The organism is Staphylococcus sp. FSL K6-0223 (assembly GCF_038008285.1).
Map to the genome: position 1 here is coordinate 262,637 of NZ_JBBOYX010000004.1, position 12,309 is coordinate 274,945.

The following is a 12,309-nucleotide window of genomic DNA, read 5'->3' on the forward strand; positions in this document are numbered from 1 at the left end:
ATACTTCAAGTGATTGCAAAGAATGAAAACAAAATAAAAACCGTACAATAAAAATAAAAATAAGTTTATTGTACGGAAAAAATAAATTTTATGTCATTTCTGCATGAGCATAATCAATGTCTGTAAATTTATTATATTGTTTCATGAAATGAAGTTTCACAGTTCCTGTTGGGCCGTTACGTTGTTTAGCAATTATGATTTCAATTTCACCGTTATCATCATTCGTTTGTGGCTCAAAGCCTGCATCATCGTCATCATCTTCATCTTCGCCACGATTGTAGTAATCATCACGGTATAAGAAAGCAACGATATCAGCGTCTTGCTCGATAGAACCAGATTCACGAATATCACTCATCATTGGACGTTTATCCTGACGTTGTTCAACACCACGTGAAAGCTGACTCAGTGCGATAACTGGGCATTCTAGTTCACGTGCAATGGCTTTAAGTGTACGTGAGATTTCTGATACTTCTTGTTGACGGTTGTCTGAGAATCGAGAACCGCTACCTTGAATTAATTGTAGATAGTCAATCACTATCATATCTAAGCCGTGTTCTTGTTTAAGACGGCGACATTTAGATCGTAAGTCATTAATACGAATACCTGGTGTATCATCGATAAAAATCTTAGTTTTTGATAATTTACCAACTGCAATCGTAAAACGACTCCAGTCTTCTTCTGTCATCGTACCAGTTCTTAAGCGGTTTGAATCTACGTTACCTGAACTACAAATCATACGCGTTGCTAACTGGTCTGCACCCATCTCAAGCGAGAATATGCCTACTGTAAACATATCTTCATGTGTCGCAACTTTTTGAGCGATATTAAGAGCGAAGGCAGTCTTACCTACGGAAGGACGGGCCGCTAAGATGATTAAATCATTACGGTTAAACCCAGCAGTCATTTGGTCGAGATCTCTATAACCTGTTGGAATACCAGGCGTTTGACCACTATTTTGGTCGAGTTCTTCGGCAGTCTCATACACTTGTCCTAAGACATCTCTAATATCTTTAAACCCGTCACTTTCTCTTGTAGAAGAAAGTTCAAGGATACGTCTTTCGGCATCACTTAGGATTGTATCTAGTTCTAATTCATCATTATAGCCATCATTTGCAATACTATCTGCCGTTTGAATTAACTTACGTTTTAACGCGTGTTTAAAGACGATATCTGTATAATATTGAACGTTTCGCGTTGTTGGAACGTTAGTCGATAGCTCTGCGAGATATTGAGGGCCACCCGCTTCACTTAAGCTTCCATCACTAGATAGTTGATCCATAAGTGTGACAACGTCGATTTCTTTGTTATCTTCATTAAGATGCATCATTGCTCGGAAGATATGTTGATGGGCGCCTCTATAAAACGACTCAGGAAGGAGGACTTCCTGAGTTGTATTAATCAATTCTGGATCTATAATAATGGCACCTAAGACAGATTGTTCAGCTTCATTGCTATGCGGCATTTGATTTTGCTCATACATTCCATCCATTGTTTGCTTTACACCTCTTATTTCAATCCATCTTTGTTATTTTCGAAATTACTGTTCTACTGTGTGTACTCTAATTGTACCTTCTACTTCTTTATCTAATTTAACTGGCACATTTGTATAACCTAACGCGTGGATACCATGTGGTAAGTCCATTTTGCGTTTATCAATTTTAATATCATGTTGTTTATTTAATGCTTCGGCAATTTGTTTAGTACTGATTGAACCAAACAATTTACCGCCTTCACCTGTTTTAGCTGATACTTCAACTTCGATGTTTTCTAATTTTTCTTTAAGTGCTTTCGCATCATCGATTTCTTGTTGTCTGTCTGCTTCAGCACGTTTATTTTGTTGTTCTAATTGTTTTAAGTTACCAGGAGTTGCTTCTACAGCATAGTTGTTTTTAAGTAAGAAGTTGTTTGCGTAACCTACTGGTACGTCTTTTACTTCGCCTTTTTTACCTTTACCTTTAACATCTTGTTTGAAAATTACTTTCATGCGTCTTCACTCCTACTCATTTGTTCTGTAATTGCTTGCTGTAATTGTTCTATAGCCTCTTCTATAGTGACACCTTTAATTTGTGTGGCTGCATTTGTAAGGTGTCCACCACCACCTAATGCTTCCATCGTTAATTGAACGTTGATAGAACCTAGTGAACGTGCAGAGATACCAATGAGGTTATCTTCACGTTTAGCCACAACATAAGATGCCTCGATACCTTCTAAACTTAACAACTCGTCGGCTGCTTGTGCAACCGTAACAGGATGGTAGATTTTATCATTTGAACCATGAGCGATTGCTACGCCATGGTCTTGTAATTGAACCGTTCTAATGAGTTCTGAACGATTAATGTAAGTATCTACATCATCTTTTAAGAAGTGTTGCGTTAAGATTGTATCCGCACCATGTGCACGTAAATAACTTGCAGCATCAAATGTTCTTGAACCTGTTCTTAGTGTGAAGTTTCTCGTATCTACTATAATACCTGCATACATGACTGTTGATTCTAAACGTGTCAATCTTTGTTCAGTTGGTTGATATTCTAATAATTCAGTAACAAGCTCTGCAGTTGAACTTGCATATGGTTCCATATATACCAATAGTGGGTTTGAAATAAAGCTTTCGCCACGTCTGTGGTGGTCAATAACGACTTTACGGTTTGCTTTATTTAAGACATTTTCATCTAAGACCATTTCAGGCTTGTGCGTATCCACGACAACGACTGTCGTCTTAGACGTCATCATATCCCAAGCTTCATCTGATGTGACAAAGCGTTCTTTCAATTCTGGTTTCTTATCAATTTCGTCCATGACACGACGTAAAGTCGGATCAATATCTGAATCATTGAGAACGACAAAGGCTTCTAAATTATTCATTAATGCAAAACGTGAGACACCAATTGCTGCACCAATTGCATCTAAATCAGGGCGTTTATGTCCCATAATAATTACCTTGTCGCCTTCAGTTAAGATGTCTTTAAGTGCGTGAGAAATTACTCGGGCACGTACACGCGTACGTTTCTCCATAGGGTCAGTCTTACCACCGTAGAAGCGAACGTTACCATTCATATTTTTAATGGCAACTTGGTCGCCTCCTCGACCGAGTGCTAAGTCTAAACCAGATTGTGATAAATCCCCTAGGTCAATAAGGTTCTCTGTACCTTCACCGACACCGATACTTAAAGTGAGTTGTGCACGGTAACCAACACTTTTCTCTCTCAACTGACTTAAAATTTCAAAGTTTGAATCTTCAAGTTCTGCTAATATCTTTTGGTTAAGATATGCAACGAATTGATCAGAATTATAACGTTTGAAATAAATATTGTATTCTTGTGCCCATCTGCTAATGACACGTGTAACCATTGAGTTGATTTCTGAACGTTGTGTATCGTTCATATTCTGCGTAATCTCGTCATAGTTGTCTAAGAACAACGTTGCGATAATTGGCTTTGAATCTTCATACAACTCATTGGTATGTACGCTTTCTGTGATATCAAAGAAATATAAACAATGTTCATTCTCTGAATATCGCACATGGTAATGATAATTGTTATGTTCAATTTCTACTTCTTGTACTTTTTCTAATTGTTTCAATATGTTAGGAAAGACTTCGTTTACATTTTCAGAAATCACATTGGTTTCAACGTGTTCTGTCATGAATTGGTTCATCCATTCAATGTGGTTATCTTCATCTAACACAATCATCCCAATCGGCAAATGTTTGATTGCTTTATTGCTACTTGCCGAGATGTGACCACTTAAATCATCCACATAATTATCCATTTTAAGAAAAGCTTGTCTCAATAACACGCCACTAATGATAATCATCACGACGAGGATTGCTGCAGCAATGCCAGCGACGATTTGGTTGAAAATAAACCATACGATGACTAATGCAATGGCTGTAAGTACCATTAGTATAAAAGGTATGAGCAATGCTTTTTTAGTGGATTGACGGTTCATTCTTCCACCTCTAATCACTTAGTTAATAATCATTTTTTAATAATTCGTTTTAAATTAATACATAAATCAATAACTCCAAGTAAACCAACGATATGTGTCATCGGTGTAAGTAGTGTCCCCACTACCATTAATAAAATCGTTACAGCATTCGGCCATCTCTTAGCTTTACCGAAGAAATGTATAACGCTTAAACCTTGGATATACATCACTAATGATAACACAACCTCAAAGTTCAAGACGATACTTTGGAATATACTTGGTTGGTTCGCAAACATTACACAAATAAGAACTATAAGATAAATCCATAATAGTACACGATTCATTTGCCATGCGAATAATGGCTTAAAGATCGGAGTTGCGACCTTAAACTTACGTAAGATAGGAAATGTAATAATCAGATTAATTAAGATTAAAAGGAAAATGACTATAATAAGATAACTAGGGAGTTGGACCGTTGATTGTCGGAAACCTTCCTCAAGAATCTGTCTATAGTTAGAATCTAATCCACTTGTTAAGATGGCATCATGCATCGCATCTTTAAATGGCTTAATTAATACGGCTGCTTTTGGAATTTTTTCGAATGTTTGTAATAACATGAATCCAATCAATGTTATTAAACTTAATGAAGCCGTTGAAACATAAAGAATTCTTTCTTTTGAAGTTCTTTCCTTAAGTAATTGACCGATGATAAAACTTAAAATTAAGATAAGTACCATCATACTTAAGACAAATGTATTACCTAATAACGTTGTTAGAATCACTGTTACTAAAGCGCTAATTCCAAATGATTGTACAGAGCGGTTCCATAGCACGATGCCAGGAATCGTTGCAAATAAACATAAAATTAAGCCGAGAATAGGTAATACATGTGTTACTAAAGCGACTATCAGTAATGAAATAGTTGCAATAATAGTTGCTTTAGGTTGTATTTTTGAAAACACACACGCCACTCCCATACTTTTTGACTATAACTTCTATTTTAACCTCTTTGCCCAAAATTAACAATTATAGGTGCTTCATTTGATGAGTATCAAATGTTAGCACCTATTATGCAATCGCATTAGCGATTGTAATCCTCTAAAACAATAATGACTTCGTCATTAATTAGTAGCACTTATGCAATCGTGATTAACGATTGTAATCCTTTAAAAGTTTGGAGTATCAAATGTTAGCACCTATTATGCAATCGCATCAGCGATTGTAATCCTTTAAAACACCAGTGACTTCGTCATTAATTAGTAGCATTTATGCTAAAGACATACTTACTTTGCTTAGCCAAAGTTTAGTATGTCTAAAATAGCTGTGTTTATTTCCTTTTAAATTGTTTTAAGTTCAAGAAATGGTAGAGGTTTGGAGCCCAATCGTTAAAGTTTAGAAGGAAGCCGTCATGTCCTACATTATCTGGCACAAAGAAATGGCGATGATATTTAAATCTCTCTCCGACTGCTCTTACTTGATCATCTGGATAAAGTAAATCATCTATAAACCCCATCGTTAGAACCTTTGTATCTAAAGATTGATAGACTTCATCAACATCATCTCGTCCTCTATCAATATTGTGACTATCTAAGACGTCGAGCAGTGTTAAATAACATTGTAAGTCAAAGTTTTTCTTAAATTTATTACCTTGATACTGTTGATATGTTACAACTTCATCTGGCGTAAAACGTTGGTCATAACTTTTAGAGGAACGGTATGTTAAGAAGCCTAGTTGTCGAGCGATACTTAAGCCTTCCTTCCCACCAAGATGAATTGCTTGTCGGGCGATCTCGTTGAAAGCACGACTGTACGATGACGTTTTACCAGTTGCTGCGAGAATAATGGCTTTGTCGATTTGAAATTGATTATTATACAGCAATTCCATTGCTTGCATACCACCTAGACTTGCTCCAATTAGGATGTTTACCTTCTTGAAGCCAAGTGCTTTGATTCCTTTTTCAATCGCCTTAACAATATCTCTTAATGTAAGATGTTGTGGAAAATTAGGGTCATTAAGTTTTGAACTTGAACCAAAGGGACTACCAATAACGTTGAAAGTTAGAAATTGATAATCATGACGTGGAATATAACCACCATCTATAATTTCACGCCACCATCCATGTTTCTCGTCTGTTCCATAAGTTAAGTGATTACCTGTTAATGCGTGACAAACAACAACTAATGGTTGACCTTTATATCCAACGTGTTCATAGCGTAATTTTAAATTATTAATGGTTTCTCCTGATTCAGTTGTAAATGTCCCTAATTCTAACGTATCTACTCTGTAATTCGTCATCGTTAACGCTACCTCCTCTTACAAAAAAGCTTCCTACTCAAATGAAAAAGTAGGAAGCTGGTCAGTACTTATCATTCGAGATTCTCGTTGGTTGTAGCACCGTGCTATCATTAGTCGGTTGCTGAAGCATCGTCGGGCCAATTCCCTCAGCTTCTCGAAATAAGATTTGATGAATTAATTTGTATATTGATGTTGAATAAGTTTCAATCTTAAATAGTCTGAATTTTCTAATTAATATAATTTTAACTAAAATGGTTTATGACTTCAATACTTTGCTGTCATTTTCAGGAGTTAAAAAATTAAACGTAAACAAGCGATAGTAATAATACCTCCAATTATTGTGATAGTAAGGCTACGTGTGAAAATGGCAAGGAGTACTGTTGGTATAGTCGCAATAATATATGACAAATTGAGCGTATATCCAAAGGCGTTATCGTGTTGTTGTATGACGCCATCAATGACAAGTGCGGTAAATAATGTGATAGGAATAAATGAAAGCCATTTAACGACAATTTCAGGTAAATGAACTCTAGATATCATCATAAAGGGAATAATTCGAATGAGTAACGTTACAATTCCACATAAAATAATAAGTATCAGTGTGTGTAAATCTGTTGTCATTTATCCATCACCACCCCTAAGGCTGCAGCGAATGTTGCGGCTATTAATATTGCTACATATGAAGGCATCACTAAACTTAAAAGAAGCATCATTGTGATTACACAGATAATTAAAATTATATATATACGAAATCTTGATTTCTTCACTGACTCAAATTGAGATATACCTAAGAAAATGAACATTGCAGTAATCGCATAGTCTAATCCAAGTGCATTAGGATTAGAAATATATTTGCCGAAAAGGGCGCCGGCCACACACGAAATAGTCCAAAAAAGATATGCTGTGATATTAAGACCATGAAGCCAACGATCATTAATCTTTTCACCTTTAATATATGGCGTAATAGCAACTCCGAAGGTTTCATCGGTTAATAATGTACCGAGACCTACCCTATTCCATAATCCATATTGTTTATAATTAGGCGCCAAAGTCATACTTAATAGAAACATACGTGAGTTAACGATAAGTGTGGTTAGAACGATAGCAGATATTGGAGTACCTGTAATCGCTAAAGCGCAAACAATAAATTGTGCGGCACCGGCGTAAATAATGAGACATAATAAAATAATTTCTAAGATACTAAAGTTTTGAGAGGCTGCTACGATACCAAATGATAAACCTACTCCTGCATATCCAAATAAAGTAGGAATACATTCTTTTACCCCTTGCTTAAATGAAAGATGGGTCATTTGATCAGCCTCCATTCCACTTTCTAAAATAGTAAAATAAGTCTATTATATTTGGAAAAGTTGTTCAATATTTTTAGACTTCGGTTTGTGTGACGTAAGACAAACCTCATAGTCAAATCGTTGTAAATACAACGATTATAAAATTTCAGAATTTTGTTTCTTCTTTTAGACATCCCTCTCATTTTTGAAGATTTGAAGTTGAATTATTTCTCTTCCCCTACCCTGTTCAACAAAAAAAACTGTCGACAAAATCGTTAAGATCATGTCGACAGTTCAAATAATTAATTGAGTCATTCATCGTTGTATTGTAGTAATTATTCAGCCTATTTTTAAGTTATTATTTTGTAGGTTTAGAAATTTTAGTTTTTCCACCCATGAATGGAACTAATGCTTCAGGAATTGTGATTGTACCGTCTTCATTTTGATAATTTTCAACGATAGCTGCAAATGTACGACCTACGGCTAAACCACTACCATTTAATGTATGAGCTAATTCTGGTTTAGCTGAGTTATCACGTTTAAAGCGAATGTTAGCACGACGTGCTTGGAAATCAGTACAGTTTGAGCAAGAACTAATTTCTTTATAGTCATTGTAACTTGGTAACCATACTTCTAGGTCATATGTTTTACTAGCGCTGAAGCCAATGTCGCCTGTACATAAGATAACTCGACGATATGGTAATCCTAATTCTTCTAAAATTGATTCAGCATTTTTAGTCATATCTTCTAAAGCATCCCAAGAATCTTCAGGTTTTTCGATACGAACCATTTCAACTTTATCGAATTGGTGTAAACGAATTAATCCTCTTGTATCTCTACCAGCTGAACCCGCTTCACTACGGAAACATGCCGTTTGCCCAGTAAATTTTTCAGGTAACACTCCTGGTTGAATGATTTCATCTCTGTAGAAGTTTGTTAAAGGTACTTCTGCTGTTGGAATTGTGTATAGGCCTTCTTTTTCGACTTTAAATAAATCTTCTTCGAATTTAGGAAGTTGACCTGTACCAAACATAGTATCTGCATTCACTAATTGAGGTGTCATCATTTCTGTGTAACCATGTTGAGTTGTATGTTTCGTAATCATGTAGTTCATTAATGCACGTTCTAATAATGCTCCATCTTTAGTTAAGTAAACGAAACGCGCACCAGATACTTTAGCAGCACGTTCGAAGTCTGCCATTTTTAATTCTTCAACTAAATCCCAGTGTGCTTTTGGTTCGAAATCGAATTCACGTGGTGTACCCCATTTTTTCAATTCAACGTTTTCTTCATCTGAATCCCCTTGAGGTACATCGTCGTTAATTAAATTTGGAATACGGATTAAAATGTCTCTCACTTTATTATCAACTTCATTTAATTTAGCATCGTTTTCTTTAATTTCATCACCTAAGTTACGCATTTCTGCAATAACGTCATCAGCATCTTCTTTATTACGTTTCTTCTGAGCGATTTCTTCACTGACTTTATTACGTCTTGCTTTCATTTCTTCAGTTTTACTGATTAATTGACGTCGTTGTTCATCTAATTCTAAAACTTCGTCAACGACCTTAGGATCGTCTCCTCTTAATTCAATTTTGCTCTTAACTTTTTCTGGTTCATTTCTAAATAAACGAATATCTAACATGTAACCTTCATCCTTTCCCAAATAAAATATAGATTTATTGGGGGCACGTATGTATAAAATCATAAAAAAAGACCACATCCCAGACAAGGGACGTGGTCTACGCGTTGCCACCCTATTTAACAATTTAAAATAAACGTTGAATCACTTATTCTAAACTGCACTTAACTAAAATAACGGTTATTACCGATTGCTCTCATAAAGTAGGTAGATTCACACCAAAGTCGATTACTTGTTCTCACTAACCACAAGTTCTCTGAAATCGTCCGGTTAATGCTACTTAGCCTACGAACAATGTTTTATTAAGTTATTTTTAATATAGCAAAGTCTTTTGAACTTTTCAAGTAAATGTAAATGTGTGTAAACTACCTCGTATTTATGCTCTGTGATAAGCATCATCTTTTAGATACTGCGCTACCGCTTCGATATCTTTGTGGAATTGTCGATCTTGATTGATTGAAGGCACGATTTTACGATATTCTTCATATTTCTCACGTGTTTTAGGAGATAATTTATCTACACCTTTTAATTCCACAGCTTGCAATGCGATGACACATTCAATCGCAATCACACGACGTGTATTCTCAATCATTTGGTAACCATGTCTTGAAGCAATTGTGCCCATTGATACATGATCTTCTTGGTTTGCTGAAGATGGAATTGAATCTACACTCGCTGGATGTGCGAGGGTTTTATTTTCAGAGACAAGGCTTGCAGCAGCATATTGCATAATCATAGCGCCACTTTGTAACCCTGGCTCAGGACTTAAAAATGCAGGTAAATCTCCATTTAATTGAGGATTAATCAAACGTTCTAGACGTCGCTCTGCAACGTTGGCTAATTCACTCACACCTAATTTCAGATGGTCTAATGCAAGTGCGACTGGTTGACCGTGGAAGTTACCACCTGAAATCACTAATGTTTCATCATCCTCATCGAAAATAAGAGGATTATCGTTAGCTGCATTCATCTCAAATTCTAATTTTTCTCTTACATAATTGAACACTTGGAAACTTGCGCCATGGATTTGAGGAATACAACGTAAACTATAAGCGTCCTGCACTCGTAATTCAGCTTGACGTGTCGTAAGCTGTGAATCTTCAAGCCAGTTAAGCATGCGTGCTGCCACATCTACTTGTTCTTTAATATTCCGGACTTTGTGCACGTTATGATTATACGCATCTGTAATACCATTTAAAGCTTGATGCGTGAGTGAAGCAATCCATTCCACTTGATAACCTAAATCCTCCGCTTCAATGAAATTAATCACACCTTGAGCTGTCATTGCTTGTGTCCCATTGATAAGTGCCAAGCCTTCTTTAGCTTGTAGTTTTAACGGTTCACGACCTAACTCATTAAGGACGTAGCGACTGTCAACTTGTTCATTGTTATAATAAACGTCACCCTCACCAATGAGTGCAAGTGCAAGATGTGATAAAGGTGCTAAATCCCCTGATGCCCCTAATGAACCTTGTTGCGGAATCACTGGAATAATACGTTCGTTAATGAAGAATTTTAGTTGTTCAACTAACTCAAGTGTCGCACCTGAATGCCCCTTCAATAATGTATTTAAGCGCAACACCATCATGACTAATGCCACTTCTTCTGAAAATGGTTTCCCGATACCACATGCATGTGAACGAATGAGATTGACTTGTAATTCGTTATATTGACCTGGATCGATTAAAACATCACTAAATAGACCGAAGCCAGTTGTGATACCATAGATTGTTTCTTTATTCTGTATGATACGTTCAACGACTTGGCGACTTTTCGTCACTCGTTCAATGGCATCCTCTGAAATATCAATTTGTAAGTCTTGGCTTAAAAACGTTTTAATTTCCTTAATAGTCAAAGCCTCTCCATCTAAAATTAATGTCATATAAACAACCCCTTTGTTTAAATTTTAACCCCATTACAGGAAAGTATACGTTTTCATTTTTATATTAACAACACTTTTTGCACTTTTTATAATGCATTATCAATGTAATAATTTAACAGGTTAAAGAAATAGGAATATTATTATTTATTATTTTAATAAGGTAGATGGAAATGGTATTTTTGATATTTTGTGGGGATAGAGGTATTCATTATTAAATTTCTAAAATAGCTATTGACTAAAGAGTATTACAGGTATAGTATTTTCTATTGTATTTAAAAGAGATTGGGCAATTTTAAAGGACTTTAATTTCTTAAAAATGGATGTACACAACAATTTATAAAGTGAAATTTAAGACGGTCGGATGTCTTGTGTACGAGATGCGAGAAGTGAGTTTTTTAACGGAGGTTATGTCATTATGGAAACGTTAGATTCAGTTAACATTCCTATAAGAAAAGATGAAACGCATAAAGGCGATTATGGTAAGATTTTATTAATTGGTGGTTCTGCCAATATGGGTGGCGCAATTATGCTTGCTGCGCGCGCATGCGTCTATAGTGGTAGTGGATTAATTACAGTCGCAACACATCCTAATAATCATGCAGCATTACATTCACGTTGCCCAGAAGCAATGGTAATTGATATCAATGATACGAAGATGCTAACTAAAATGATCGAAGCTACCGATAGTATCTTAATCGGGCCTGGATTAGGTGTGGACTTTAAAGGTAATAATGCGATTACGTTTTTACTACAAAATATTCAACCACACCAAAATCTTATTGTAGATGGAGATGCAATTACTATATTTAGTAAATTGAAACCTCAAATTCCTACATGTCGTGTGATTTTCACTCCTCATCAAAAAGAATGGGAACGTTTAAGTGGGATTCCTATCGAAGAACAAACATATGAACGTAATCGTGAAGCTGTTAATAACTTAGGTGCTACTGTTGTATTAAAACAACATGGTACTGAAATTTACTTTAAAGATGATGCTTACAAATTATCTATCGGTACCCCTGCAATGGCTACTGGTGGTATGGGAGATACACTTGCTGGTATGATTACAAGCTTCGTTGGTCAATTTGATAGTCTTAAAGATGCTGTTACAAGTGCGACTTACACACATAGTTATATTGGAGAGAAATTATCTGAGTCTATGTATGTCGTACCACCTTCTCGTTTAATCAGTGAAATTCCTTATGTTATGAAACAATTAGAAGGTTAAGTTATAGAAACGTTATATACTAAATTCTATTTACGATGCACACCT

10 protein-coding genes, 1 riboswitch and 1 other annotated feature are annotated in these 12,309 nt (G+C 35.7%); of the genes, 1 reads left to right on the forward strand and 9 read right to left on the reverse strand.

Features of this window, described 5'->3' with window-relative positions; genetic code table 11:
- Positions 1 to 88 precede the first annotated feature (88 nt).
- The 9 genes from dnaB to hutH all read right to left on the reverse strand — a co-directional run bounded on the left by dnaB (position 89) and on the right by hutH (position 11,036).
- Complete coding sequence (gene dnaB, locus MHI13_RS22020) at positions 89 to 1,489, reverse strand: replicative DNA helicase (RefSeq protein WP_002434020.1); 1,401 nt, start codon at positions 1,487 to 1,489, stop codon at positions 89 to 91.
- Between the two features lie 48 nt (positions 1,490 to 1,537).
- On the reverse strand, positions 1,538 to 1,984 hold the full coding sequence (gene rplI, locus MHI13_RS22025; RefSeq protein ID WP_002434521.1) for a 50S ribosomal protein L9: 447 nt from the start codon (positions 1,982 to 1,984) through the stop codon (positions 1,538 to 1,540).
- The gene (locus MHI13_RS22030; RefSeq protein WP_002434098.1) at positions 1,981 to 3,948 is read right to left on the reverse strand and encodes a DHH family phosphoesterase; all 1,968 of its coding nucleotides are present in this window, start codon (positions 3,946 to 3,948) and stop codon (positions 1,981 to 1,983) included. The genes rplI and MHI13_RS22030 overlap by 4 nt, the downstream gene beginning before the upstream one ends.
- 29 nt (positions 3,949 to 3,977) lie before the next feature.
- Positions 3,978 to 4,904 carry a YybS family protein gene (locus MHI13_RS22035; RefSeq protein WP_103157034.1) on the reverse strand — a complete coding sequence of 309 codons (927 nt, stop codon included), beginning with the start codon at positions 4,902 to 4,904 and terminating at the stop codon, positions 3,978 to 3,980.
- 350 nt (positions 4,905 to 5,254) lie between these two features.
- Positions 5,255 to 6,223 (reverse strand): homoserine O-acetyltransferase MetX, encoded by a 969-nt coding sequence (gene metX, locus MHI13_RS22040; protein ID WP_002434107.1) that lies wholly within the window; start codon positions 6,221 to 6,223, stop codon positions 5,255 to 5,257.
- Between the two features lie 65 nt (positions 6,224 to 6,288).
- A riboswitch (SAM riboswitch) is annotated at positions 6,289 to 6,389 on the reverse strand.
- Positions 6,390 to 6,514: 125 nt separating this feature from the next.
- Positions 6,515 to 6,844: an AzlD domain-containing protein gene (locus MHI13_RS22045; RefSeq protein WP_002434079.1), complete on the reverse strand. Its 330-nt coding sequence runs from the start codon at positions 6,842 to 6,844 to the stop codon at positions 6,515 to 6,517.
- Entirely contained in the window at positions 6,841 to 7,533 is a 693-nt protein-coding gene (locus MHI13_RS22050; protein WP_002434554.1) for an AzlC family ABC transporter permease, read from the reverse strand. Before MHI13_RS22050 ends, MHI13_RS22045 begins: the two co-directional genes overlap by 4 nt.
- Positions 7,534 to 7,870: 337 nt before the next feature.
- Positions 7,871 to 9,157: a serine--tRNA ligase gene (gene serS / locus MHI13_RS22055; protein ID WP_002434130.1), complete on the reverse strand. Its 1,287-nt coding sequence runs from the start codon at positions 9,155 to 9,157 to the stop codon at positions 7,871 to 7,873.
- 83 nt (positions 9,158 to 9,240) lie between these two features.
- Positions 9,241 to 9,454, reverse strand: a binding site (T-box leader).
- 76 nt (positions 9,455 to 9,530) lie between these two features.
- A complete protein-coding gene (gene hutH, locus MHI13_RS22060) occupies positions 9,531 to 11,036 on the reverse strand; it encodes a histidine ammonia-lyase (RefSeq protein WP_002434518.1) in 1,506 nt (501 codons plus the stop codon).
- Between the two features lie 415 nt (positions 11,037 to 11,451).
- On the opposite strand from hutH, the gene MHI13_RS22065 reads away from it, so the two are divergent.
- Complete coding sequence (locus MHI13_RS22065; RefSeq protein ID WP_002434139.1) at positions 11,452 to 12,264, forward strand: NAD(P)H-hydrate dehydratase; 813 nt, start codon at positions 11,452 to 11,454, stop codon at positions 12,262 to 12,264.
- Positions 12,265 to 12,309 lie beyond the last annotated feature (45 nt).

What these genes read in the sequence shown, in the direction of transcription:
- dnaB (WP_002434020.1), bottom strand. Translation starts at nt 1,489, where the DNA reads ATGGATGGAATGTATGAGCAAAATCAAATGCCGCATAGCAATGAAGCT.
- rplI (WP_002434521.1), bottom strand. Translation starts at nt 1,984, where the DNA reads ATGAAAGTAATTTTCAAACAAGATGTTAAAGGTAAAGGTAAAAAAGGC.
- MHI13_RS22030 (WP_002434098.1), bottom strand. Translation starts at nt 3,948, where the DNA reads ATGAACCGTCAATCCACTAAAAAAGCATTGCTCATACCTTTTATACTA.
- MHI13_RS22035 (WP_103157034.1), bottom strand. Translation starts at nt 4,904, where the DNA reads ATGGGAGTGGCGTGTGTGTTTTCAAAAATACAACCTAAAGCAACTATT.
- metX (WP_002434107.1), bottom strand. Translation starts at nt 6,223, where the DNA reads ATGACGAATTACAGAGTAGATACGTTAGAATTAGGGACATTTACAACT.
- MHI13_RS22045 (WP_002434079.1), bottom strand. Translation starts at nt 6,844, where the DNA reads ATGACAACAGATTTACACACACTGATACTTATTATTTTATGTGGAATT.
- MHI13_RS22050 (WP_002434554.1), bottom strand. Translation starts at nt 7,533, where the DNA reads ATGACCCATCTTTCATTTAAGCAAGGGGTAAAAGAATGTATTCCTACT.
- serS (WP_002434130.1), bottom strand. Translation starts at nt 9,157, where the DNA reads ATGTTAGATATTCGTTTATTTAGAAATGAACCAGAAAAAGTTAAGAGC.
- hutH (WP_002434518.1), bottom strand. Translation starts at nt 11,036, where the DNA reads ATGACATTAATTTTAGATGGAGAGGCTTTGACTATTAAGGAAATTAAA.
- MHI13_RS22065 (WP_002434139.1), top strand. Translation starts at nt 11,452, where the DNA reads ATGGAAACGTTAGATTCAGTTAACATTCCTATAAGAAAAGATGAAACG.